Origin of the sequence: Spirosoma endophyticum, from assembly GCF_900112365.1 — a bacterium.
GTDB classification, from domain to species: domain Bacteria; phylum Bacteroidota; class Bacteroidia; order Cytophagales; family Spirosomataceae; genus Spirosoma; species Spirosoma endophyticum.
Map to the genome: position 1 here is coordinate 206,498 of NZ_FOLQ01000008.1, position 26,465 is coordinate 232,962.

The 26,465-nt window shown below is 48.3% G+C and carries 18 protein-coding genes and 2 pseudogenes; 10 read left to right on the forward strand and 10 right to left on the reverse strand.

The features are described from left to right. The first annotated feature begins 85 nt into the window (after positions 1-85). Positions 86-1,408: an ABC transporter permease gene (locus BM202_RS20525; protein WP_093829576.1), complete on the forward strand. Its 1,323-nt coding sequence runs from the start codon at positions 86-88 to the stop codon at positions 1,406-1,408. A 62-nt stretch (positions 1,409-1,470) separates the two neighbouring features. On the opposite strand, the gene BM202_RS20530 is transcribed toward BM202_RS20525, so the two are convergent. Next, positions 1,471-4,410 carry a BamA/TamA family outer membrane protein gene (locus BM202_RS20530; protein WP_093829578.1) on the reverse strand — a complete coding sequence of 980 codons (2,940 nt, stop codon included), beginning with the start codon at positions 4,408-4,410 and terminating at the stop codon, positions 1,471-1,473. A gap of 140 nt (positions 4,411-4,550) precedes the next feature. Further along, entirely contained in the window at positions 4,551-5,126 is a 576-nt protein-coding gene (locus BM202_RS20535) for a response regulator transcription factor (RefSeq protein WP_245776724.1), read from the reverse strand. Between the two features lie 213 nt (positions 5,127-5,339). Between BM202_RS20535 and BM202_RS20540 the strand changes: the two are divergent. The 5 genes and pseudogenes from BM202_RS20540 to BM202_RS20560 all read left to right on the forward strand — a co-directional run bounded on the left by BM202_RS20540 (position 5,340) and on the right by BM202_RS20560 (position 14,004). After that, positions 5,340-6,187 (forward strand): annotated as a pseudogene (locus BM202_RS20540) (DUF2264 domain-containing protein). Next, positions 6,108-8,474, forward strand: a complete 2,367-nt coding sequence (locus BM202_RS20545) for an alpha-L-rhamnosidase-related protein (protein WP_245776727.1) — start codon at positions 6,108-6,110, stop codon at positions 8,472-8,474. The pseudogene BM202_RS20540 and the gene BM202_RS20545 overlap by 80 nt, the downstream one beginning before the upstream one ends. Before the next feature lie 343 nt (positions 8,475-8,817). Next, positions 8,818-12,036 carry a SusC/RagA family TonB-linked outer membrane protein gene (locus BM202_RS20550; protein ID WP_093829582.1) on the forward strand — a complete coding sequence of 1,073 codons (3,219 nt, stop codon included), beginning with the start codon at positions 8,818-8,820 and terminating at the stop codon, positions 12,034-12,036. A 6-nt stretch (positions 12,037-12,042) separates the two neighbouring features. Further along, the gene (locus BM202_RS20555) at positions 12,043-13,425 is read left to right on the forward strand and encodes a RagB/SusD family nutrient uptake outer membrane protein (protein ID WP_093829584.1); all 1,383 of its coding nucleotides are present in this window, start codon (positions 12,043-12,045) and stop codon (positions 13,423-13,425) included. A gap of 171 nt (positions 13,426-13,596) precedes the next feature. Continuing rightward, positions 13,597-14,004 carry a hypothetical protein gene (locus BM202_RS20560; RefSeq protein WP_093829586.1) on the forward strand — a complete coding sequence of 136 codons (408 nt, stop codon included), beginning with the start codon at positions 13,597-13,599 and terminating at the stop codon, positions 14,002-14,004. 123 nt (positions 14,005-14,127) lie between these two features. On the opposite strand, the gene BM202_RS20565 is transcribed toward BM202_RS20560, so the two are convergent. Continuing rightward, positions 14,128-16,005 (reverse strand): alpha-amylase family glycosyl hydrolase, encoded by a 1,878-nt coding sequence (locus tag BM202_RS20565; protein WP_093829588.1) that lies wholly within the window; start codon positions 16,003-16,005, stop codon positions 14,128-14,130. Positions 16,006-16,174: 169 nt separating this feature from the next. Next, complete coding sequence (locus BM202_RS37320) at positions 16,175-16,573, reverse strand: hypothetical protein (RefSeq protein WP_177236637.1); 399 nt, start codon at positions 16,571-16,573, stop codon at positions 16,175-16,177. A 394-nt stretch (positions 16,574-16,967) separates the two neighbouring features. Between BM202_RS37320 and BM202_RS20575 the strand changes: the two genes are divergently transcribed. Further along, entirely contained in the window at positions 16,968-17,636 is a 669-nt protein-coding gene (locus tag BM202_RS20575; RefSeq protein ID WP_093829590.1) for a TetR/AcrR family transcriptional regulator, read from the forward strand. Positions 17,637-18,590: 954 nt separating this feature from the next. Here BM202_RS20575 and BM202_RS20580 read toward each other — a convergent pair. Continuing rightward, positions 18,591-18,773: a hypothetical protein gene (locus BM202_RS20580; RefSeq protein ID WP_093829592.1), complete on the reverse strand. Its 183-nt coding sequence runs from the start codon at positions 18,771-18,773 to the stop codon at positions 18,591-18,593. A 234-nt stretch (positions 18,774-19,007) separates the two neighbouring features. On the opposite strand from BM202_RS20580, the gene BM202_RS20585 reads away from it, so the two are divergent. Continuing rightward, positions 19,008-19,358, forward strand: coding sequence for a hypothetical protein (locus BM202_RS20585; RefSeq protein WP_093829594.1), 351 nt, complete (start codon positions 19,008-19,010; stop codon positions 19,356-19,358). A 401-nt stretch (positions 19,359-19,759) separates the two neighbouring features. Here the strand turns inward: BM202_RS20585 and BM202_RS20590 are convergent, their stop codons facing one another. From BM202_RS20590 to BM202_RS20605, 4 genes are all read right to left on the reverse strand, one after another. Beyond that, positions 19,760-20,116 carry a LytR/AlgR family response regulator transcription factor gene (locus BM202_RS20590; protein WP_093829596.1) on the reverse strand — a complete coding sequence of 119 codons (357 nt, stop codon included), beginning with the start codon at positions 20,114-20,116 and terminating at the stop codon, positions 19,760-19,762. Between the two features lie 319 nt (positions 20,117-20,435). Next, on the reverse strand, positions 20,436-20,633 hold the full coding sequence (locus BM202_RS20595; protein WP_093829598.1) for a hypothetical protein: 198 nt from the start codon (positions 20,631-20,633) through the stop codon (positions 20,436-20,438). Positions 20,634-20,842: 209 nt separating this feature from the next. Continuing rightward, a complete protein-coding gene (locus BM202_RS20600; RefSeq protein ID WP_093829600.1) occupies positions 20,843-21,172 on the reverse strand; it encodes a hypothetical protein in 330 nt (109 codons plus the stop codon). Positions 21,173-21,434: 262 nt separating this feature from the next. After that, positions 21,435-21,692: a hypothetical protein gene (locus BM202_RS20605; RefSeq protein ID WP_093829602.1), complete on the reverse strand. Its 258-nt coding sequence runs from the start codon at positions 21,690-21,692 to the stop codon at positions 21,435-21,437. A gap of 350 nt (positions 21,693-22,042) precedes the next feature. Here BM202_RS20605 and BM202_RS20610 point away from each other — a divergent pair, with 350 nt between their 5' ends. Next, positions 22,043-22,528, forward strand: a complete 486-nt coding sequence (locus tag BM202_RS20610; RefSeq protein ID WP_093829604.1) for a J domain-containing protein — start codon at positions 22,043-22,045, stop codon at positions 22,526-22,528. Between the two features lie 681 nt (positions 22,529-23,209). On the opposite strand, the gene BM202_RS20615 is transcribed toward BM202_RS20610, so the two are convergent. After that, positions 23,210-24,208: a glycosyltransferase family 8 protein gene (locus BM202_RS20615; protein WP_093829606.1), complete on the reverse strand. Its 999-nt coding sequence runs from the start codon at positions 24,206-24,208 to the stop codon at positions 23,210-23,212. Between the two features lie 667 nt (positions 24,209-24,875). Between BM202_RS20615 and BM202_RS20620 the strand changes: the two are divergent. Further along, positions 24,876-25,973, forward strand: a pseudogene (locus tag BM202_RS20620) (IS3 family transposase). Positions 25,974-26,465: the final 492 nt, after the last annotated feature.

Consider the following 26,465-nt stretch of genomic DNA (forward strand, 5'->3'; position numbering starts at 1 on the left):
AAAATAAACGCCAGAATCACTCGCTTGCGCTGCTTTGGGACTGATCTCGCTCTTTCATTCATTCGGTATTTCTCTCTTTAGAATTATGCATATAATATTTCTCATTATTAAGCGCGAATACCTGGTACGGGTGCGCAAAAAGTCGTTCATCATCATGACGATTCTGGGTCCGGTGCTGATTTTTGGCTTCTATGCCATCATCGGTTGGGCAGCTGTCAGCTCGATGAACCAGAAGAAAATTGAGGTAGTCGACGAAAGTGGACGATTTGCCGGTAAGTTTAAAAACGATGACGAAACCGTCTATTCATTTCCGAAAAAGTCGCTGGCTGCTGCCAAGAAATCGTTTGTCAAAGATGGCTATAATGCGCTGGTGTTCATTCCGAAAGACGTAATAGAGCGGCCCAAAACTGTCCAGATTTTTGCCGAAAAGAGCGTTAGCCTGTCGCTGCAAAGCAACATTGAGCGCGCCATCTCGAAGGAAATTGAAAACATTAAGCTGGAGCAGGCCGGTATTACGCAGAAAATTATTCAGGATGCCAAAGTTAACGTTGATGCCCAGACAATTAGCCTGAGCGACGCGGGCGAAAAGAGCAGCAACGGGATCGCTACGACCATTATCAGCGGTTTCTGTGCCTTGCTCATTTACATCTCTGTGCTCATTTACGGAACCCAGGTGATGCGGGGCGTAATGGAAGAAAAAACCAGCCGTATTGTCGAGGTTATTATCTCGTCGGTGAAGCCGTTTCAGTTGATGCTGGGTAAAATTATTGGCGTAGCCCTGGTTGGTCTGACCCAGTTTTTGCTCTGGATCGTCTTGACGGTCGGGCTGATAACCGTTGGCTCAACTGTAATGGGACAGAAGGAAACGGCAAATTCAGCCATGACGGCCCGCATGAATGGAATGCCGGGCGGGCAGGATGTTCAGAGTAAGATGGCTACTGCCAAAAACCCCGTTGCCGACGTAATGGCTGCTATTGGAACGCTTAACATTCCACTAATTGTAGCCTGTTTTCTGTTCTATTTCTTAGGGGGCTATTTGCTATATAGCGCCTTGTTTGGGGCCGTGGGTGCCGCCGTCGATAGTGAGACCGAAACGCAACAGTTTATGTTTCCGATCATGATGCCCATTATTGCCGCCATCGCCTTCGCCCAAATCGCCGTTCGCGACCCCGACGGCCCCCTGGCATTCTGGACGTCAATTATTCCGTTTACCTCACCGGTGGTCATGATGGTTCGTATTCCCTTTGGCGTTCCCGGCTGGCAACTGGCGTTGTCGATGGTATTGCTGGTCCTGGGCTTCGTCGGTACTACGTGGATAGCCGCTCGAATTTACCGCGTCGGTATTCTGATGTACGGCAAAAAAACGTCGTTCCGGGAATTAGCAAAGTGGGTGTTTTATAAGGGGTAAGAAGTCGTTAGTCATCAGTCACCAACGTCAACTACTGGGGACTATTAACTGATGACTAACGACTAAAACCCAATATCAATCACCAGCGGTTGCACCAGCCATTGGTGCGTGGTGACGTTATAAATTGTGCGGAAACCAGCCTCGAAAGGAGTACGGAGCCGAAGTGCGTTGAAGACAAACGATACGTCGAGGCCCGCAGTCTGATACATGCGACGCTGGGTTTCATAGCCACGTAATCTCCCGAATATATCGCGGATTTCTACTGAACTTTGACCCTGCGCCATATCGTAGAAACCGTTCGCCTTTATGCGTTGGACGTAGAGCCATCGTCCCAATGACCAATGGGTGTCGGCGATGGGTAATCTGTATTCCACACTCCCGGCCTTGATCTGATCGTCGGCAATGTAGAGCTGGCCGCGGGGATAAAACACAATGGCGCTAAATTGATACGTTCCCTGCGCCTGTTGCTGGTAACCTCCCCGCAGCCGCAGGGAATGATGTTTCGCCAGCCCAGGGAAGTAAACGTTTGCCTGAACGCCCCATTGCTCAGCGTTTAGTCTACCACCGAAGGGTGTGTTTCGATACGTAGCGGATAGTGACTGACCCCAGCGGGGGGCTACGTCCCGTTTGCTTTGGCGGAGAAGCCGCGAATAACTAATCCCGTACGTAAGTGCATTCACCGATCCCTGACTGCCTACGTCCGATACGTACCGGAAGGGTAAGTCATAACCCGTTACGTGCAGGTAGTTGTAGTAAGCCGCCAGACTGATTCCCTGAATGTATTTAGAATTAGTCAGTTGCAGCGGCACTCGAAAACCTGCCGTGAGCTGATCATATTGCCAGCGATCCGTGCGCAGGCTGTCAAGTGGCAGGGCTCGGTCAATATATAGGGACGTACTACGTGTGCCGTGCTGAAAACTGAGATCAAGAATAGGGAAAAGGCCCTGATAACTCAACAGGGCGTAGGCATTCCCAACTCGTTCGGATTGGTTGTAGGTATAGCCAACGCCAATCTGGGTTGTACTTAGCAAATCCTGCGACGTTAATCCCACCGACAGCGCTTGTCCTGTACTGGCAACCGTTGGCCCCCAGCTATACACATTAATGACATTCGGCAGGCGCCGAAAACGACTGGACGTGTACGTTGTCGTCGTGCTGGCAGCCGAGTCGGAGGATAGGATTCTGCGCCCCAGCGCCCCCCCCGGTTCCAGTTTAGGTAACGCGCCAAAATAACGTAGTGGTTGCTCCTGAGCGGGTTCCGTTACGGGTTTCCAGTCGGCGGGATTCAGCGGCATGTCGGCAATGCGATACCCCGTTGCCGAAAAATCGTCAAACGCTAATCGTGTCCCCGACGGAGAAACGGCTACGTGGTAGGCCGCCAATGGTCGCGAGGTGATCTGAAAAACTTGTTTCGACGTAACGTCTACGGCATACAGATTATCAATGCCCGACCGGGGCGAATTATACAATACGTACTTACCCCAGGGCTGCGGATTACTGATGTTTTCGTTAACGGAGGGCAAAAGGTTAGCATGCATACCTGACTCACTATCAACGCGCTGAATTGTTTTTCTGCCATCTTTCAGGGCAATAACCGAGAGCGTTTTGCTGTCTTCGTACCAACGCGGATGCTGATAAAACTCATTGTCTGGATTGGGTAAAGCTTTTAAAATCCTACCCGTTTTGGCGTCGAGTATCAGTAAGCGTACCATATAGCGATCGGTATTGTCAACGACGACGAGTTTTGTGTTATCGGGGGAGAGAGCCGCAACAGTGTACCGGGCGCGATGTGTTAACCGGGTAACTTTACCGGTCTTAAGGTCGAGTAGCCGGATGTTCGAATAAATCCGCTGACCCCAGCGCGGATCATAACCGTATTCAATCCAGCAGGCTTTGGCAGACGTAGCAGACAGCAGTCCAGGATCGTTGGTGAACCCTTGTACAAATTTCTGCTTTTCCTGTTGATCTTTCCCCAGAATCACCAGTCTTGGCGTATCGCCCAGGCCACTTTTTACGCAGAGAACCGTTGAGTCGGTCAGGAATTGCGGGTGCTGGTAATTGGTGAACACTGGCCTGGGCAATTGTTGTTTTTCGGCACTGACGGGAAATGTCGTGGCGGGTGTAATGACCAGACGTTCCTGTTGTTTCTGCCAGGTTTCCGTTAGATCGTCCATCGTTTTGCGGTATAGATCTTCGGTTCTTAGCCCGGTTTCATCCTTGATGCTGGCCGAAAAAGCAAAGGGAAACGGCCACCGTCGGTAGTTGCGGTTCAAGACGCGGCTCCACACATCGGGGCCAAACGAGCGTTTGAGGTACGTCGTCATGAAGTAACCCAGCACGTAGTGATTCGGTACGTTGTCGCGGAAAGAACCACCAACCGCCTTTGGGTAATCAAATTGCTTTCCGGCCAGTAAATTCGCCCGCATTCCCAGATCGAAGTTCGGAATCCGGCCGCGGCCACTGTTGCTTAACAACGTTTCATTACTAACCGCGTCGCCTTCTGCGAACCAGTCGGGTACCGTCTGTAAAGGAAATTCCAGGCCCACGCTACCCAGTAAAGTATAAAGAACTCGTCCGTAGCCTTGCAGCGCTTTGTCATTCTGAACAACGTGCCGGTATTCATGTACGGCCAGCAGATCGAGCCAGTTCAATGTACCCGACAAACCGGGGTCTTGCGGAGCCACGGCATAAAACTCCGACCGACGTGGAAATAACGTAACGAATCCATTACTGTTCGTCGTCTGATTCTGAAGCAATACCGAAATGGGCCGGGGCTGTTTCCCGAGCGATGCACTGGCGGGTTCGTACAGACTTTCGAGCCGGTTGGCAGTTCGTTGAGCCGTTGAGTCGAAACCACGGGGATAAAGCACCCTGAAATGGGGAGTGGTGAGCCGATACCAATGCAAACTTGCCGGGTTTTGAGAAAGGATAGGTAAGCTTTGGGCTCTACCGGTTAGCGCAACAAGCAGAAGTAGCGCCGTAAAATAGTGTCTTCGTAACATGCGCTATCAAAATACGAAGTTTTTTTTAATCTGTCATCTTTGGCCGTTTCGCCGGAGGCTAAAATAGTAGTTTGAGTGAGTATCTATTTTGCGATCCTGATTCTGGGACGTAGCCGTACCGACGCATGGCAAAAAAGAAATTAACTACTTATCGGTTTTAAGTGAAGAGAGTCGCTTTCACGATGTTGTCGGGCAAACTTCGAAGGCGACAGGGTAGACAAATTTTGAAACGTTTTTCGGAAGTGTTTAAGGTCCTCGAAGCCAACCTGATGAGCAATCTCAGATACCCGTAAAGTACTGGTAGCCAGCAGTTGAGCCGCCCGTTTCATGCGGACATCGCGAATGAATTCGACAGCCGATTGACCCGTAATGGCTTTAATCTGCCGGTAGAAAGCAGATTGGCTCATGCCCATTTCCCGCACCAGAACGGGTACCGTAAAGTCGGGATCGGTCAGGTGGGTTTCAACAATATGCATGGCCTTCGTCAATAACTGTTTTTCTTCGTCAGGGATGACAAGGTCGGTGGGTTCCAGTAAAATCTGTCGCTGGTAATATTCCTTCACCCGGTGGCGACCCTGTAGCATCACCGCTATTTTGGTGTGAAAGAGCCTTGGTTTGAAGGGCTTTGCCATGTACTCATCAGCACCGGTTTCAAGTCCTTCCAATTCGTGCATGGCAGCCGCCCGGGCCGTCAGTAAGACGACCGGAATGTGCATCGTTTTGGGATGGAAAATGACTTACTGAGCAACACGCGCCCGTTGAGGGTATCGCCAATTCCTACGGGTTGATTGTAGATGCGCAACTCCTTGATCTGCACGAGGGGTTGATAGGGATTGGGCAGTGCCGAAGAAGTTGCCTTGCGAAATCAGTACCGGAAGTAGGTGCTCAAAGGATTGTCGAACGCGCTCGACTCGACGGCAAAAGACTACATGCATTTCGATATTGGCGGTCAGCAACTGGTGGATGCTTCCTATGTCGTCTACGCGTTTGTTCGGGCGCCCTGGTTGTGGAAAACCTGAACAAAGCCGATCAGGAACGCATGGTTCACGCGCTGAAAACCACGCGCCGGTTCAAACCGGTTTTTTCGAACTGGCTGCTGTTTTCGGCGATGATCGAAGCTTTTTTCTGCAAATATGGCTACGAGTGTGACCCAATGCGCGTCGATTACGCCTTTCAGCAACTGGAGCAATGGTACGTGGGAGATGGCATGTATTCGGACGGTGTTTCGTATGCCTACGATTACTACAACAGCTACGTCATGCATCCGTATCTGGCCGCGATCACCGAACACGTGGGCAAAAAGACCAACGCTTACAGCGGCATGATTGCCAAAATTAAAAAGCGGAATGAGCGATACGCCATCATTCAGGAACGGCTCATCAATACCGATGGCACCTATCCGGCAACCGGCCGTTCGATTATGTACCGGGGCGCTGTCTTTCAACACCTGGCCGATATGGCCTGGCGGAAAGCCCTGCCCGAGCAGTTGAAGCCCGCCCAGGTACGTAGTGCGTTGACAGCGGTCATTAAAAAAACGCTCGAAAGTTCTTCTACCTATCAGAATGGCTGGCTCACGATTGGCTTGTATGGTTCGCAGCCCGATCTGGCCGATTTTTATAACAACCAGGGAAGCCTGTACATTGCCACGAACATCTTTTTACCGCTCGGTTTGCCCGCATCGGACCCCTTCTGGGCGGATGCGCCGGAAAAATGGAGCGCTCAAGAAATATGGAGTGGCGAAGATTTTCCGCACGACCATACTGTGGATTTACGATAACCGGAAAGGGTTCATGCGACATTTTTTCTTTTGGGTACTGCTGGTCACGAGTCTCAATGCATCGGCTCAGTTGCAGCCGCCCACGTCATTACGTACGGATTTATTGCTCCATACCGACAAGGTTTGGAGTAATGGTTTTTTAACGAATTACACCCTCGACACCACTGACTCCGCCAAGTTTGTCGGGCAGTTGGCCCTGATTCGCAGCACTCACCCTTCGTTTAGCTGGGTGCTCTCCGATAAACGTAGCAATAGCCGTCAGACGGCGTTTCGGTTGATTGTGAGTTCTTCCCGAAGAAACAGTCAAACTAACGCAGGCGATATATGGGATTCAGGGAAACTCATTAACAGCCGAAGCGTGGGTATTTTGATACCCCCCGGCCTGAATACCAATCGTATCTATTACTGGAAGGTGAAAATCTGGGACGAACAGAATGGCGAGAGTGAGTTTTCGCAACCGAAAGCTTTCCGCACGGCGGCCAAATTGGCGGATTATGAAACGCCTTATTATCCCGTCGTAAAAACGGAAGAAGCCCCCCTATCGAAACGAACATTGGGGCCGCAGCGAGTGCTTTATGATTTCGGAAAAGATGCCTTTGGGCAGGTTTACGCAACGGTGACCAGCCCCACCGAATCCGATACGCTCATCCTGCACGTGGGCGAAGCCATTACCCCCGACGGCCATGTGAATACCAAACCAACGGGCGTACTCCGGTACCGGCGCATACCGGTTCTGTTGCAACGCGGGACACATCGCTACGCGATTCAATTCAAACCAGACAAACGAAATACGGGTCCCAAGGCCATTCTGATGCCCGATTACATTGGCGAAGTCCTGCCGTTTCGCTACGTTGAACTGGAAGTGCTTACGGGTAATGTTCGGGTGGAACAGCTTTTGCGTCAAATTGTTACGTATCCGTTCGATGAAACGGCAACAACTTTTACCAGTTCGGATACAACCCTGAACCGGATTTGGGACCTCTGCAAGCACACCATCAAAGCGACGACATTCAGCGGTTACTACGTCGATGGTGATCGCGAACGGATTCCCTATGAGGCTGATGCGCTGATTAACCAGCTTTCGCACTATGCCACTGACGCGGAATATAACATCGCCAAACGGTCGTTGAACTACCTGGTTTTTCACGCGACCTGGCCCACCGAATGGTCTTTACAAAACGTCCTGATTGCCTGGTACGACTACCTGAATTCGGGTGATTCGCGTACTATCGAAGCCCTTTATCCCGAGCTGAAGGCTAAACTTTTGCTGCCCCTTGCCCGCCCGGATGGCCTGATCAGTACGAAAACGGGGCTTCAAACGGCAGAATTTAAAAAGTCGATTCATTACGATACGTTCGATGGGCGGCCTACCATTCAGGATATTGTCGACTGGCCGCAGCAGGGCGTTCTGGGGCTGGGTAAAAAAGAAGCGGGTGAAACCGATGGATTTGTTTTTCGGGACTACAACGCGGTCGTCAACGCGTTTCACTATCAGGGGCTGGTTTTTATGGGGCAAATGGCCGCTCGACTGGGGAAAACGGAGGATGCCGCTTTTTATTCAAATCGGGCGAATCAGGTTAAAAATGCGTTTCAGGCTGCATTCATTGATGCCAGAGCCGGTCTGGTGCGGGATGGCGAAGGCACCGATCATGCGTCGCTTCATGCCAACATGATGGCGCTGGCGTTTGGCCTTGTGCCTGAAAAATATCAGCCGAACGTATTGGCGCACATGCGGTCGCGGGGGATGGCGTGCAGTGTGTATGGTTCGCAGTTTTTGCTGGATGCGCTTTACAATGCCAACGAAAGTGCTTACGGGCTTGCCTTGCTCACTTCCACCGACGAACGTAGCTGGTACAACATGATTCGCACCGGCTCGACCATGACCACCGAAGCCTGGGATACGCGCTACAAACCCAATCAGGACTGGAATCATGCCTGGGGTGCAGCTCCGGCCAACATCATCGTGCGGAAACTGATGGGCGTCGAAGCATTAACGCCCGCTTTTGAAACGGTGCAGATCAAGCCCCAGCCCGATACGTTGCGGCAGGCATCTCTGAAACTCGCTACGTTACGGGGAACAATCCTGGTATCGTTCGACAACACCCCCGACCGATACCAGCTACGGACTACGTTGCCCGCGAATTCCAGCGGAGTGGTCTACCTCCCCCGTCGGCAGGGAAAAAACCAGGTATGGCAAAATGGCAACGTAGTGAAAGCCATTGCGGAAGGTAATTTCTGGAAAATTACCGCTGTAGGCGCAGGCACTCACGAATGGGAAGTCCGTTGATGGGAAGCGATAGTTAACCAGTAACTTCAGCTTGCTTAAGTCAATCAAAGGCTAATCCGCTAACGCTGTATTACCTGGTTGTTCGAATAGGCTTTATTATAGTATATAGAGTGGCTATAGAAAAGTAGAAAATTGGTATTTTAGGTAGAATATTATTAATTATTAGTACACGGAAAGCGATCTTATGTAAAATGTTAAAAATTGGTTAATCAAATAGTAATAGTAATAAACCTGGACTGATAGAATGTCGGTAATATTGTAAGCCTCCTTATGGTATAGAAAAGTCATAAGTAATTCTGTTCATAAGAGGGGCGTGTTAATACTCATACTTAACTAGCTTACTATGTACTATTTGCTACCAGATTCTGCCCGAAAAGGGTATGGACGATGGTTGCTGATGAGCCTGTTTATTCTAACAGCTCAGCTCAGCCATGCTCAAACAACGATCACCGGTACGGTGACAGATGGTGCCAACGGCGATGTGCTGGCCGGTACAACGGTGCAGGTCAAAGGAACCAACGTAGGTGCCACCAGCGATGCGCAGGGTAAATACCAGATCAGCTTACCCGCAACGGGAAAAATACTTGTCTTCTCGTTTATCGGTTACCAGCCGCTTGAAATTGCCGTAGGGAATCGGAACGTAGTAAACGCGCAATTAACCGCTACCGACAATGCGTTGAGTGAGGTTGTCGTGGTGGGTTACGGGGTGCAGAACCGACGCGACATTACAACGGCCATCGGCTCGGTCAAAGCAAAAGATTTGGCAAACCAGCCTGTGGCCAGCTTCGATCAGGCACTGGCCGCAAAAATTGCCGGGGTGCAGGTGTCGCAAACGTCGGGCGCGCCGGGTGCCGCTTTATCCATCCGAGTACGGGGAACCGGTTCGATCAGCGCGGGTAATGATCCGTTGTATGTTATCGACGGTATTCCGCTTTCCCGGGATACCAAATACGCGACGGGTAGCACGAATACGCAGTTTCCCGACAACCCGATCAACGTAATGAGTACGATCAATACCGATGACATCGAAAGCATTGAGGTGTTGAAAGATGCCTCAGCGTCGGCGATTTACGGTTCACGGGGCTCCAACGGCGTCGTACTGTTGACAACCAAACGCGGTAAAGAAGGCAAAACCCTCGTTAGTTATGATTCGTATGTGGGTGTGCAGCAGGTAACGAAAAAGATTGACCTGCTCGATGCCTATCAGTATTCACAACTGAGTTACGAAGCCAAAAACAACGCCTATATCGACCGAAATCCGACGGGAAAACCAACCGATTCGAACACGATCCGGAATGCAGGCGTGGGCGCACCAAGTACGCTCATCCAGCCCGAAATCGTGCCCTATCTTTCCGGCACGCCCGGCCTGACCAATACCGACTGGCAGGATGCTATTTTTCGCTCGGCGACTATCCAGAATCATACCTTGTCTATTTCGGGCGGTAAGGACAACGTTAAATACTACGTATCCGGTAACTACCTCAATCAGCGGGGTGTCGTGATCAGTTCCGGTTTTAAGCGCTACGGTGCTCGAGCCAACGTAGAGGTTAAAGTCGGCAAATTAACGGCGGGTATCAACCTCAATCCAACGTATTCGTACCATGACCTGGTAAAGGCCGAAGGGCCCTATCTGGGCGAGGGCGTGGTGGGCCTGGCGTTGCAGTCGGCCCCTATTTTCCCGGTCTACAATGCCGACGGTACGTATAATTTCGGTAATAATGGCTGGGGATATGGGGCTACGTCGATCCTGAATCCGGTAGCCATTGCCAATCAGGTCAGTGATAAAATGAGCCAGCTTCGCGTACTCGGAAACGTTTATGCGCAGTACAACATCACGAAAGATTTATCTTACCGACTAAGCCTAGGCACTGATATCAATACGTTTCAACGGGATTATTACCGGCCATCGACGCTCGAAATTCGCGATCGTAAGGGCGCTTCAACACCAACGGGCTTTTCCAGAGCACAGAACTTCGTAGACTGGCTGGTTGAAAACACCCTGAACTACAACCATTCGTTCGGGCTGCATACCGTTTCGGCGCTGGCGGGTTTCTCTTCGCAGAAAGATCGCCGGGTGGCGAACGAACTTACGGCCACCAACTTTCCGAACGATCTGGTGTACACGCTCAATGCCGGTCAGGTTTCGTCGGGTAGTTCCGACGTTCAGGAGTGGTCGTTGCTGTCCTATCTGGGTCGGGTTCAGTACGATTACAACGGAAAATATCTGCTGTCGGCAGCCGTACGGGCCGATGGGTCATCGCGCTTCGGACGTAATAACCGCTATGGGTATTTCCCCTCGGTGTCGGGTGGCTGGAATATATCGCAGGAATCGTTTCTAAAACCCGTTACGTGGCTGAGTGATCTGAAACTGCGGGCCAGTTATGGCTTAACGGGTAATTTCCAGATTCCAAACTATGGTTCGGTGAGTCTGCTTAATTACCAGAACTACATTCTTGGTAACGAAACTATTGTGAGCGGGCTGGCACCGGGCAACTCGGCCAATGACAAACTGAGGTGGGAAAAAACGGCCATGTTCGATATTGGTTTCGATGTAAGTTTCTTTCGCAACCACCTGAATTTGACGGTCGATTATTACAATGCCAATACGTCTGACCTGCTGCTGAACGTACCCGTGCCGCGGGCGTCGGGCTTCAGCACCGAATTGCAGAACATCGGTAAAGTGAACAACCAGGGGATTGAGTTTACTGTAGGGACGCATCAAACGTTTGGCCGGTTCCGGTGGGATGCCAGTGCGAACATCGCTGCTAACCGCAACAAAGTAATCGCACTCGGGCCTTCCGGTGATCCAATTATTGTTGCGGGTGGTGTTGCCGGAGCGCAATTCATCACGCAGCTTGGTCACCCGATCGGCGAATATTACACGATGATCAATGACGGCGTCTTTAAAAATCAGGCCGAAATTGATGCGTATCCGCATACGGCGACCACCCGGCCCGGTGATTTTAAATTTCGCGACGTTGCTGGTGGGCCAGATGGAAAACCAGATGGGAAAATTGATTTCAACAGCGACCGGACCATTACGGGTAGCTACTTCCCGAAATACACGTTTGGGTTTACCAACAACTTCGCCTATCGGGGCTTCGACCTGAGCTTTGCCATTCAGGGCGTTCAGGGGCATAAAATCCTGAATCTGCTACGTCGATACGTGTATAATATGGAGGGGAACGGCAACCTGTTCAAAGGCGCACTGGATCGCTGGCAATCACCCGAAAATCCGGGCAATGGCCTGGTTAACCGGGCCAACCGCCTGGCTTCGGGCTCGAACGGCGAAATCTCGACCTGGCATATCGAAAGCGGCTCCTACGTCCGTATTCGTACCATTACGCTGGGCTATACCCTGCCAACGGCCTTGTTGCAGAAGCTGCGTTTGAGTCGGGCGCGTATCTACGTGACCACCCAAAATCCGTTTACGTTTACCAAATACCTGGGCTACAACCCCGAGGTAAACAGTCGCCCCGACAGTGCGCTGTCGTCGGGTGAGGATTATGGTACGTATCCGCTGCCCCGTACTACGTCGGTTGGTCTAAACTTATCCTTCTAAACAGCCATGAAAAAAATAACGATACTTTTTGCAGTCATCCTGGGCCTGACCGCCTGCCAGAAAGATTTTCTGGAACTGAAACCCCTGTCGCAGCCGAACGTCGATAACTTTTATAAAACCGCCAATGACTTTGGTAACGCGGTTAACGGAGCGTACGACGCCTTGCAAAGTTCAACTCAGTATGGTGGCGATTATAACACGATTATTGAGACCCGAAGTGACAATGTGCTGGACAATGATCCATCGTCGGGTTCGGGCTTGCGCTATAATATCGACCGCTTTATTGAGCCAACGACGAACAGCGTCCTGCGCGATACGTGGGGTAGTTTGTACACCGGTATCAATCGCTGTAATCTGATTCTGGACAAGATTGACGCCGTCGCCATGGACGCTACGTTGAAAGCGCGCTATAAAGGAGAAGCTCAGTTTATTCGGGCGCTTTCGTACTTCAATCTGGTTCGTTTGTGGGGCAAAGTGCCACTCGTGTTAACGGCTGGTACCACGACGGATGCCCGTTCGTATTCGCGCAACGAGATAACTGATATTTATGCCGCTATCGAAAAAGACCTGACGGCGGCTGCGGCTGGTTTGCCCGTTAGCTACACCGGTAACGACGTTGGCCGGGCAACCTCCGGGTCCGCCAAAGGCTTGCTGGGTAAGGTCTACGTGACAGAAAAGAAATATGATCTGGCCGTGACTACGTTAAAGGATCTGGTAAATGGAACTACGTACCAGTTACTCCCTAACATTGCCGACGTATTTCTCGTGACCAATAAAAACAACGCAGAACTTTTATTTTCGGTGAAGTTCAAGAAAGGCGGTTTACTGGGGGAGGGACACGGTTCGTGGTTCGGTACCAGCATTGGCGATCCTATCGAGCCATCGTTGCGGGCCGCTTACCCAGCGGGTGACAAGCGGCTACCGTTAACGGTCATGATCCCGGTGCCTACCAGCATCAATTCTGTGCCGAGGAAGTACTACGACGAACTATCGGCAACGAGCGACGTAGGAAACGATTTCCCGGTGCTACGTTATGCCGACATATTGTTGCTGTATGCCGAAGCGTTGAACGGCGTTGGTTATCAGGCGGGTGGCGAGGCCTTTACTGTGCTGAATCGGGTGCGGACCCGGGCGGGTGTTGCCAATTATACGGCGGCTCAGCTTGCTACGAAAGAAGCTTTCCAATCCGCGGTAATAAACGAACGTCGCCTGGAGTTGGCCTTGGAGAGTGACCGGTGGTTCGATCTGATACGTACTGGAACTGCGGTTGCCGCCATCAAAGTAACGGGTATTACGATGCCCGATTATCGCGTCGTTTACCCAATCCCACAGTCGGAAATTGACGTTTATAATAACAAGACCACGTTCCCGCAGAATGCCGGGTATTAATTCTACTACCGGGGTTTAATTTGAATACAAACGAGGCTTCAGGAAGCCTCGTTTGTTATTTTGGCCTTGCCGATACTTGTAGAAACTAAGCTCGCCAAAAAAGCCAGGCCGCAGCCAATGCGAAATAATAGTATATTGGCTGGGCTTGAACGTACTCTTAAAACAACTCAAATGAAAATCATCATCCTAGCCACAGGACTTTTGTTTAGCTTCTTCTCGCTGACGTTTGCGCAGACGCCAGCGCCAGCATCGGTAGAGAATGAAAAGTTTGTTTTTCTTAACAATGGCGTCACAATTGGTATGATTGTCAAATCGGTGCTAAAGGCTGATAAGCAGCGGCTTAAACTGACCGATGCGCAACTGCCGAAGGCCAAAGAGGTGATTACCAACGCTACGGTCAAGTATAACGACGGCGTCAAGAAACTGAAAGCGTCGGGAATGAGTCAGCAGAAATTAAGGGTTCTCGCCATCGCCATCGAGACCGAGAAAGTACATAATTACAAACCTATCCTAACGCCGGAGCAGTATGCGATTCTGGTGGCGAATCACAAGAAAATGTATCCAGAAAGCAAGGTGTAACGAGTACTATCCGGTAGTTAGCCATTAAAACGGAAAATCTCTCACAAGTAGCTGGCCATCAGTTACCTGTGAGAGATTTTCCGTTATAGGAAATTTAGCCTGAAGCGTTGACTACTACGTGTCCTATCCGAAAACGACGAAGCCGGCGGCTGAGACGGTTAGTTGTACCGATAAGCCATTTCTGGGCTCAAGTTGTACCTGTGTGCCGATCTGTCCTGGATCTGTTGAATATAAGCAAGTTAGTACGTTACCTTGTTTATGAAGCGAGTTGTCAACCGTAACCCAGGCAGTTTTGGCATTATCCGGGTCTGTATTAATCGCCAGGAGAATCTCTGTTTCGCTCAAAATTCGGGACCAGGGAACAATAGAGTGAATTTGGCCACCAAGCAACGTCGGTAAACCAAAGTGCTGACCATCGCCGGAAATTGGTCGCAGGTATTGACGTCCCCTACGTAGCGCGGCATTGTCTTTTCGAAACTGAATGATTTTAGCCAGCTCCTGATAAACTGGGCTATCCTCATCGAAAAAGTGCACACCCTCGCTTTCATAAGAGCCAAAGCTGCCGCCAAACATGGCCTCGCGGATGTAACGGTCTCCGCCATCTCCTCCACCGTGTCCGTTGAAACGCTGCTCAGTGCCGTAATAGATACAGGGAATGCCAAGCGTTGCTACGTTGAGTGCCAGCGCATTGAGTACCAGTTTCGCATGGCTGGGGTTAGCACAAAATCGTTCTTTAGGGTCTCGTCCAACCTGATCATGGTCATTGAAAAAGGTAACCACTTTATTCCGAAACCAGGTGTGCGTGCCTTTCCCGATTAATTCAGAATTGCGAAAAAGGCTGAAATACTCATTGGGATCACTGACGCCTTTGACCAGGAATTCCAGTTTGCCAGGGATGTCGGCAATGCCTAATGCTGCGTTCAGCCCTGTTAGTTGCATCGTGTTAAACGCAAACTCCCGGCCTCCAGTGATCTCACCGGTAAGCAGGAGATTGTCCTTGCCAATACTTTGCGCAAATTCATGCATGGCCGACGTGAAGAAACGAGTGGCTCCCAGGTCCATATGCTTCACTGTATCAATGCGAAAACCATCAATATCTGCAAAGGCAATCCAATATTTATAGACTTCGGCTAAATCCTGAAGTGCCTGAGAAGGGAGGTAAGTATCGACATCGCCTGCGCCATGATTTACATCCTTGAGGTCGAAGAAATCTCCCTCCCGAAACTCGGGGTCATAGTCAAAGTTGGTGATACGTCCCTTTTGGGTGTAATAACCAGGGTTCTGAAACTCGACCGGCCAGATCGCTCCGTTTTGATCCGGAAAACCCGCTGGATTAGCCGGATCAGTACGTACAAAAGGAATGGTAGGATTACCCGCCGGGTCATTGAATCCCAGTACCGGATAAGGATTTCTGTCCCAGCGGGGATCAAAATGGCTATCCGTCTGATAGTTGGGCTGACGGGTAGGATCGTAGCTGAAAATATCCCCGACATGGTTAAGAATGATATCCAGGATTACATAGATGCCATGATCGTGAGCGATTTTTACCAAGTCTTTGAAATCCTGGTCCGTGCCAAACTGTGGATTGACCTGAAGAAAGTCCTGTATACCATACCCATGATAGGTTTCCTGAAAATGCACTTGTTTAAGCACAGGACTAACCCAGATGGCCGTGATACCCATGCGCTTAAGATAGCCAATCTTGCTGGTCAACCCTTTTAGGTTTCCGCCTACGTATTTTCCCCCGGCCGCTCGCCATTCCGCTGCATCTGCTTTATTCTGTATGGCATTCCTGCTATCGGCTGGTGTGAAGACGGAGCTCGAACCAGTGGTTACCGTGATCCCGGCTATATCCATGTAGCCTGCTTCATTATTGTCGGAGAAGCGGTCGATCAACAGGAAATAAAATACATGGTCTTCCCAGGCGACGGGTGACGGATGGTAGTTGCCTGGCGGCTTCAAGGACCGTAAATCTAGTTGGGATAATTGCGTAATAGCCATACGTATCGTGGATAGGTATTAGTAGCTTGAAACAACATTGATATCAAGCTATTAATTGGTGAATCATCCAAAATAGAGCAAAATAGATACGGCAGGCAACGGGGATTTTCCCGTATTTAGTGAGGGGAAATTCGAAGACGTTTCACGCTTTTCGGACTACGAAAGGCTTTTAATCAACATAACGGGGTATGGGAATATGCTCGAATTCGGCAAATGCCTGCCTGACTTGTTGGTCTGTCCACTCCGGCGTTGGTGTATCGGGTTCTGTAGTTGCAGTAGGACTGGTATAATGCGGACCGAATTCACTGTCGTTTGCTACGTATAACAAACGCTCGTCGCGATATTCCATGTTATCAGGCAACCTTTGTAGCATCCCGAACGCGTCTTTACGTTCCGCTACTAACTTGCTATTGAAGCGCTTGAAGGTTTCCCAGTTCACGTAAGCGGTATTCGCATCAATGTCAAGATAACCACCAGAAAGCAAGTTCTGGGTGTCGAGGCTGGCAACGTAAATAACCGTCAGCGTAATGGATTGGTCAGCTTTATAGAATGTCCAGGTTAGTTTCATGGTGCTTAAGTTAGCGATAAGAAACTCAGCTACAAAAAGTCACGTGTCACTTCTTCCATTCGCTCCTCGCTATTGGTGGAGGACTCTTTTAGTTTACTCGCTATCGAACGCCAGAACGATACTTCAGAAACTGATATACAACAGTGATATCGCGTTAATTTAAATCACGGCGCCAGGGAGGACTCTTTGTTCAGCCACGTAAAGTCTAAAATTCAGGCACAGCACAAGGGTATAAACTATACTAACTAAATGGTTGAATATGAGATTTCCGTCACTTAGGGGAGGTGTACCCCTGTTAATCATAAATATATCAAAAAAAATAGTATCAAAAAAGTGACTATTCGAAAACTATTGAGTCTAGTAGGATAACGTTATCAACGTATTGCAAACTAATATGGAAAAACAGCATCGCAATAGAGTCGCTACTACCCAACGTATTGTGGACGCGTTGGAACAAGTGCTAACAGAACATGGATTGGAGGGGGTAGCTATTGGTGCTATTGCCGAGAAGGCCCAGGTAAGCAAAGTCCTTATTTATCGCTATTTCGGTGGCCTGGAAGGGTTGTTGGAGTATTATGTACGAATGGGGCGTATTGTTCCTCATTACACGCCGGCCTGGCTGGAACAAATTCAACCCTTTCAACCAGGAGAATTAGCCTCTGTCTGGTCTAATCAATCCCTGCAACTTTTTCGCCAGCTACGGGCATCACGAGCTTCTCGTGAATTACTCAAGGCTACCGTTCAGGAGAAAGATTCACTGAACGACGTAGTTAGCAGTAGCCTGGATACGGAACTGATCCGGTTGGTTAATCAACTGGCTTTTGTCGAAGGGGGAGATCATCAAGCTACTTCAGCCGTGATATTAGGCGCTTTATCTTTTCTAACCATTCAGGCTCAAAACGACCGTCCTATGATTGGGCTGGATCTGCGTAGTGAGGAAGGCTGGAAACGGATTGAAGAAGTAGTCAAAGGATTCTACAAGGTCATGGCTCAGGTGGCAATCGATTCGTCCACGGGTCGGACAGCGGTTAAGCCAGCCAGCGTAGCGGTGAGCACTTGGTAGAAAATAGTTAGCATACTTGAGCTACATAGTTATGAAAACGACTCAAAGAGGGAATAAAGCAAATCTCAAACAGTACCGCACTCAGCTCAATTCTGTATCCAGCACAGTGAGTGAAGCACCAAGGGATCTGAAACAGCCTTCAGTATCCCGGAATTGGCTACAATATTTTTTCCACCGGCCGTTTTATAGTTCACGCAAAAGCTAGATTAGGGCGTGGATGCGCCAACTTTACAAGCCAGTTCCTTAAGGAGCTGGCTTTTTTAATTTAATCAGGGAGGTCATATTCATTATTGCAGAGATGGAGTAGCGCGAATTTGACTCGTTAAGGCCTAAAACAACGTAGTGCCGCCGTAGCAATTTCTTTATTGGCCTTGAGTCGATCAATAGATTATTGTTTATTCCTTTTTATCAGTTGTTCACACCCCGGGCGGTAAACTCTCCATAGGGCTAAGTTGTACCTTAACACCGGGTCAAACCAAGGGCAGTGTGAGCGTCACCGCCACGCTGGTGGGTGGCAGTGGCGGAGAAATCACCACTACCAACAACACCGATGCTGATAAGCCGGAGTACTTCAGCAAGTGAGGACATAAAGAAGAACGGGAAAGAGTAATTAGAAAAAGAGAATCGTTTTACAGCTACTCTCCATTGGGGAGTGGCTGTTTTGGTTGGCCCATAAGCTCATTGTTTTGGCTACCAGACTTTTTGAGTAGTTTTTCTAGAATAGCAGAACTATTTACTTCATATCCTCCCAACAGCCATTACTTGCCTGAGTGATGGCTGTTTTGTTTATCGACTCCTATGCGTTCGGGCTAAGCCGCGTCTTTCTGAAACGTCCTAGTCAACCCAGCCAGTAAATAGAGCGTATCGCCGGAATGAATTATGGACTCCAAGCTAACTGGATTAAGAATGTAATGGTATAATGGCTTCTCGTGCAAGGCCCGTTTGGGAGACTGTCTAAGCAAGTTTTTTGACATTTGTGAAGTAAACGGTGTACTCTCCGTCCATATCGTCTCTGACTTTGATCCGATTGCGGCTAATCCGGTAAATCACCGTGGCCTGATAACGGCCGATAAAAAAGCCGCCTTTCTGGATGCTAGTTACCTCAACCCGGTCGCCAATATTGATTTCATTGGCCATAAATAGGTAGGTTGAGAAGTAGGAAAAGAATAGGTAGCTAATTTACTTCTTTTGTAGCAGACGCTTATCTGGCCCATCCTGTCTTATAGACTAAATTTGCTACGTTATGTTACTGTAAAGTCAATATTTATGCGCTAAATATTTTATTTTTGCCTTATATAACCAAATAATAAATAACTACTCTTGATTAAGAGTACATAAGTATATTTGATACAGGTCACTTAAATAAACTCTATGAAATTATTTTCTACGCATCCTCTTCCCGGTATTTACCAGTACTCATACCCTACTTTTGTGGATACCCCGCAGCAGATCTGCGTTCATTTCATAACCCCTGATCAGCAAAAAGCTTTCGTGAGCTACCCCCGTCACCCGAATCGTAAAGCCGCTCAGCTTATTGACATCTCTTGGTTTAAGTCGGTCGATCTGGTCAAGCTGGATGGCCAGCCTCAACTCATGCACTTTTTAGAGGTAATACTGCCAAACCTGCTGGGTAATTGCCCGGCTAAAGTAATTCCACTGGATTCACCGGCCACTATGCGGTTTAAGTACGGGATTAATGAATTACTAGTGGCTTTTGGCTAAATCAGTTGAAGCATAAACTTAATTCAAGACACGATATTATCCTCGCCTGTAGCCTCACTAGTAATGCCAGAAGGCTAATTCACTGGTTCTGCTCAGTGTGATGTACACAATAGGAATATAACTAGCCATTACTCAAGCGAGTAATAGCTGTTTTTTGCCAAAGTATTTCCTTTTGAGCACCTTACATTCAAGCAATAAAACGATGTCAGTTGTAGAAACAGTAATACTAGGTGGCACGATGATACTGGCGGTGTTGGTCTATGTCAACTACACCCGCTCGATTCTTAAAACAAACTCGGGCCCAGTACCGGGAGATTGAAGAACTGTATAATAGAGCGCAGCAGTGGTACGAGACAAGAAACGGAGCGCATCGCTTCCTTCTGGTAAGCTGAACGCTGGAACTAATCTTGCCTTGTTTGCCAACATCGGCTACTTAATGCCAGATTCAATTGAGGTATAACATCCGTAATCCGGCGCTTGGCAATGGGCAGCTTCTCGCCCGACAGCATCGTTACGTGAGCCTGCCTGGAGTTGGTTTTGACAGCTTCCTGGACATAATCCAGGTTGATAAGATGCCGCCGATGAATGCGGATAAAGGTAGGTAATTGACTTTCATATTGAGCCAGTGTGGCCGGAAACAGATGCGCTTTGCCGTCATTCATATGCAAGTACGAGTAATTGTCTAGACTTGACAGGCGAACAAGAGCCGCTTGTTGGTGGGCGGTCAATTTTTTGGGCGATAGCTTTAGCTTCCTCATGTATCAGTCGACGTTGATCTCATAAATACGTATCAGCCTGTTGAGTAGATTCAATAGGAAAGCATAGGCCCATAAATTTAAAACAGATAGTCGTCACTGACGCGGATTTATCAGTCCAACTTGTCTAGCTCAATGATATAGTATTGCCCCTTATCATGAGGGGCAATACGTTTAACGCTCATACATGCGATTTTCGCGGCATACTGACCTTTAATGGCTCAGCTTGTAATCTGGAAGATCCTTGCGCTATAAAGCTGATTTGAGCTCACAGGGCTTTGCCGGGGACCCCTACAGTAACAATCCCTACCGTCGGATTATTCTAGGAGCTGGAGCCTTTCCGATTTCGCTTGGTCAGGCCAGCCTGAATAACAGCCCAGGCTTTTTTCTTGAGCCTAAGGTGCAGCTCTTTATCTCTTGGGATAAACGTCGTACTGCGTACATTACCAGTTTTAGAATTTGATTCCCAATAGGTACTGTCGGACGTATCGGGTATTTCAGTGTAGGTTGATTCGCTCATAGTCAAAAGTCGTTGCCGACCGGTACAAGTAGACAACAGGAAAACATGAAGAATAATGCCAGCCATATTCCTCGCTCTTTACTATGAGGTCCAGGGAAACGCTAACGTATTAAGTCAAAACAGAAAGGTTGGTAAAGAAAAGCCCCTAGAGGAGCGCAGTTCGGGGCATTATCGAAATGGAGTGGTATCCGTTCCCAATAAGTTTAGACTCACTCATTTCTAAAGTCCTTATCCCACAGCGTCCAGTAAAAAACAAAGTGCAGAACCGCACTGTCAACGGTTTTAAAGAATTGGTGGTAAGGTCTTACCTCACAGTACCAGGTAAAAAAGCCGTCGTCATCGGTATTGGGCGTGATCTGGTAGAATATACCATGCTCTACCAGACTGGCTTCATCGCCCCATTTCCGGGCTGCTGCCTGAGCTACGTCATAGAGATAGCCCGTGATTGTAAATAAATAGAACTCTACGTGATGGTTAGTCAGCCCTTCGGATGACATCATCGCGTTTATCTGCTCCAGGGGAATTTCAGGCTCCATCATGAGGGGCTAGTTTGCCTGAAAAGCTGCTCCGGCCGCAAATCTACGCAGCGACTAATCAGTTGCTTAATAAGTTGGGAGTACTTTGTATCAAAATCTTATTCAGCCACGGCTAAGGATATCATAGGATAGCCTGTGCCCTTTTTGAGTGAATGGGAGGGTGAATACTGACGTGGATGTAGCCATTCAAAATGAGACTCAGCCTATGGTATGGGATGTCTGTATGACGGGAGAAAATCTTCGAGATAGTCAGCGTCGACTATTATTAGTTCAGGCGTTCCGCTGACCAGAAGGACGCGATTTGCTCCGCTTCTTTGTAGGCATCGTTTCGAGCCTTCAAGGCTTTTTGATTATAAGCTATCGATTCGAAATAGCGCTTTTGCGTTTCGCAAAGATAATGATCGGCCTGTTTCCGCTGCCTTTGTAGCTGTCTGTGTATCCGGGTGAAGCGAACGTAATTAAGGTAGGTCAGGCCAAAAAGTAATATTGTTGCACCTAGCAGGAGAGCTTCTGTTTCTAACATATTTTTAAGGTGATGATGGGCTAATGGATTTAGCAACAGATACGAAAAATGGATGGGGATGGATTTGCGAAAAAGACTGGCGCTTCCTGTCGCTTTAAAACAAAACCCCCGTATGTACCCGGGCCTGTAATGTCATATTCTAGGCACGTAGACCGCTCAACATATCAAAAGTCACGCTGGTAATCGAATCTTTTTATATCCTGTTGGAAATGTTCAAAACACCTGGCTATCATGATCCAATCGTTTCCTCTCCAATGGTCTGTTGGCTACCCCCGAACCAAGTTTCCTCAGTCTTCCCGTTTTGGTTTGTCGCTGGCTGAATCCCGTGATGATCTGCTTCGCCAGATTGAGTGCTGGGTGGTTCACAGATCATTATCTCCAGCTATGCCGTCTTACGTAATGATGGACTACCCCGATCCTTTCAGCTCCGAACCGATGCTACTGGTGTAGCGGTATATTTTCTCTATGAAGGGAAACAGGTTGTCATTGCCTATGATAAATGGTTCAACATTTCGGATAACATCCGGGCCATTGGGCTGACCATCGACGCGATGCGCGGCATAGATCGCTGGGGCGTGAGTCAGATGTTGAAGCGGACGTTCGCTGGGTTTAAAGCCTTACCCAAAACGGCTACAGAGCCGGGTTGGTGGACAATCACGGGCGTTATGCTAACGGCCAGTTGGGAGACTATTCGAGCGGCTTATAAGGAGAAAGTGAAGGTGCATCACCCGGATAAAGGCGGATCGGCGCAGGCGTTCGCTATACTGCAATCAGCTTATGAAACGGCAAAGAGTAAGTGCGTTGTGCGTAGAATCATTTCAATGTTGGCGCTATGAGAAAACATACATGTATTTCTATACCCAATAAGGTATATATTCATTTCAGTTAAGTTGCTGAGAATTCTCTGAATTTGGATTTGGCAGCGACGTAGAACAGTTCCTACTAACCTTTTACTTATATAATAGCCTACTTACCACTTATGGCAAAGAAAAAAAGAGAGTTTTATGCTTGATCTTGAGCAGGAATATAATCAGGTAACGAGTAAGCTGGGACACTGAGCAATATAATTATTAGGTAGTTAATCCATTTATTTAAAGAGCATACTATTGAGTTGGGATTTCCTATTCAATAACGAATTAAGACCTGGTCATCATTAGCGGTTTTAGAGCAAGTTAGTTTATTAGAGGCAAATCCAAAAGGGGTTTAAGTCTTTTCCGTAAGAAGGAGGTCGCCTTCTTTACGAACTAATTCACAGGTCAGTAACTTTCTCCTCAGTGAAGCCCATTTGTTCAAGTGCTGGGACGAAACCGATTAAGACACTAGCAATAGACCCATCCTTTACCGAGATGCGTTTATCATGATTTACGTCTTGAGAATAATACTTAACGGGTTTAAGCTTGTCGCTTTTCTACGACATCATCAGTAAAGGACTAGAGGTTCATGGCTGGTTGAGAGTTAGGAAGGAAAGAGTGCTGAGTTCCTACCCTAGTTATCCGCAACTAAAGTTGGATTCCATCTCAGGCATATTTCTGCTCTTCCTGGCCATAAACGCTGGAAGTGGACTGGCGTTGTTGATACCTTTTGTCGGTTGGGCCGCCATCGAAAAACCCTTTAAGCGCAGTTACCCGGTAAACTAGGCGATAGCACCACTTAGCCATCTTGTGGGTTTGCTTTAGCAGGAGCCGTCGCCAACCAGCAACGGGTCTGTAGTGATGCCAAGGGGTCATGCGCAGATAATGATAAAATTCCTCCTGATAGGCTTTATTGAATTGATAGGAAGTATAAATAGGCTTGGTACCTGTAAAGTGAATTAGATAGGGATTGACTTCCTCAGACTGTGCAAAGCAGTTCCAGCGCCTGTCAAGCTCTAACCACTGGTTGGCTAGTACAACATTAAGCCCATACTGGTCAGGAAACACGGCATATTTAGCATTTTGCTCAATGCAACGAACGACGCGCCGGGTAATCTGTTGCTGGCGCCAGAGGATAGGGTTGATCAGTAATAGACCCGAGTTGAAAATCTTCGTATCAGCCTCCAAGCCTAAGGCCTGGTAATTGCCGTATCCACTCCATGGACTGCTAACCCGTTCGGCTCGGTCAATAATGGCGCCCAGCAGGTTGTTGCCTAGGTCAATACTCCATAAAGAGGTTATGTCTTGATGAGCAATCATATCCACATCCAGATACACGACCTTAGTTAGATGCTGGGGAATAAAATATGGAATGAACAACCGTACAAAAACGTTGCGGGGAAACGTTGATCGGTCCATAGGTAGGGCTATATCCGGTGGCAGGGCCTCATCAATAGTTACCCAATGGACACAGAAGACCGCTGGATTAATGGCTTCCAAAAGCTTGTTTTTGGTTGAAGACCGAATAGCATCATCAACTAAATAGAGATCAAACTGGGTAGGCTCGAGCAGATTGACCTCAATCGATTTAAGCAGGGTTGCCAGTAAGAGGGCAAAGGTATTATCACAGATAGTAACAAGCGTGAGCTTTTGATTCGATGACATGAGTACGGTATAGGTATTGGTAAGACGTCCTTGCTATATTTCCTGGATCAGGTATTTGCCGGTTAGGGGGGCACCCTTTTTTAGATGAGGCTATAGTCCTAATTCGCTTATTATGAGGTAAGTAGAGATAGGATTTGCAGGCCATGCTCAATCCTGTGCTAAGTGTAGGCCATGAAAATCCGCGTGTAAATGATAGAATTTATTAGTGTAGAATGATGGGTATTCATGCTCAACAACTTATTTAAGTGAAGCTATTTACTAGACTTTTGTAAGTACTATAAGTCACCAGAGTCGCCAGAAATTTATTAGTCGGTGTTAATAAATGTAAAATAGGTTTACTAGATGTTCAAAATGATAAGTCAATCAACACTAATCAGACCTCTATCTTATTACAAAAATTATTCACCTGTATTGAAGCTAACAAATTCTATATCGTGCGGCATCCGGTGCGCTCCATAAGTTTTTGATCTGATTTCTTGTCTGCTAAATTTCTTGTGCAAATCGTGTGCGAATAAAAAATCACTTACTGCTTTGATGCTGTAAGTGGTTGATAATCAAGTGTTAGTTGGCGAGTTCGAACCGCCAGCCCTCTTGTCCTGATCCCCTGAAAGTGAGCCAGTGAAAAGTAGAGTAAAAAAACTAACTTTCACTGTCAGACAAAAGGGAAATGAAAGCAGGAAAATTCTCTGAATCACAGATCGTAGCGATTCTCAAACAGCAGGACAGCGGCCAGACCGTCGCTCAAATCACGCGCGAACACGGCGTGAGCGAAGCCACATTTTACAACTGGAAAGCCAAGTACGGTGGTATGCAAGTTTCAGAAGTCAAGCGTCTGAAAGACCTTGAAGAAGAGAATCGGCGATTGAAAAAGATGTACGCAGAACTGAGCTTGCAACACGAAATCACAAAGGAGGCTCTGCTAAAAAAGTGGTAGGGCCGACCGGGCGACGGGCGTTGGTCAGGTGGATGATCGCTGAAAAGCGCATCAGCCAACGTAAAGCCTGTCGCTGGGTGGGCCTGACGGGGCCGCCCGTGCGGCCGGAATGCTCTGAGAGAGCCAGTAGCCGTCAAAGAAAAAGACGTGGCTCTCCAAAAGCGGATCAAGCAAATGGCCAAACGCTACAAACACTGGGGTTTGCTCAAGATTCACCACAAACTGCGCAAGCAGGGAGAGACAGCTAATCACAAGCGGGTCAGACGATTATACCGCTCAGCGGGATTGACCTTGCCCCGCAAGTTAAAAAAGCGGTTGCCTGAATCAGTCCGCCAGCCCCTGCCCAAAGCAACGGCCTGTAATGGTTGCTGGTCGTTGGATTTTACCTCTGACGGCTTGTCTGATGGGCGCAAGTTCCGTACACTGAACGTGATCGATGACTACAATCGGGAGGTTCTGGGTATCGAGGTGGACTACTCCTTACCAGCCAAACGGGTGCTTCGTCTGTTGAATAAGTTGGTTGAACAGTATGGGAAACCAACGCGGTTGCGGAGCGATAACGGCCCCGAATTCATCAGTCAAGACTTGCAGGACTGGTGTAAGGAGCATGAAGTAGTACTGCACTGGATCGAGCCGGGTAAACCCACTCAGAATGCGTATATTGAGAGGTTCAATGGTACGTTCAGGCGGGAAGTGCTTAACGCCAACGTGTTCGGTAGTCTGGCGCAGGTGCGCCGAGCGGTGGATGCCTGGTTGGTGGAATATAACACGGAACGACCTCATCAGGCATTGAGATTTATGACCCCTGTTGAGTACCGACAGGCGGCTTAAACTCCAGTCAAAACTGGCTCACAAAACGGGGTAAGGACACTCTACCTCAAAAGGAATGAAACATCTAAGCAGCTTGCCTACTAATTAACTTCTAGGTTTTACAGTAATGACCAAACCATTAATTAACTTCTTCTTCCTCTTTGTGACCCTATTTCTCCATTATAGCCCAACAACCCGTTTGGCCCATGAATTAGAAGTACCTTAGTAAATGGTTTACGACCCGCTGGGAAGATATAGTGGAGGCTAAATAATCAAGCTGCTTCGAAGTCGAAGCGACCTGACCGCATTCAACGTATATGGGTAGATTTATTACTAACCCATGCGTACTACAGTCCACCATTGAGATAATTTATTATTCTTTAAATAGTGCGCTAATGAAATACAAAAGCCCAAGCTATAGGCCAGGGCTTTCGAAGTGTGTGGATAGTACGGGCAACAGTATAGTAACAGTATTTTCAAATTAGACTCAAAAGTCCGACCAAAGTCACCTTT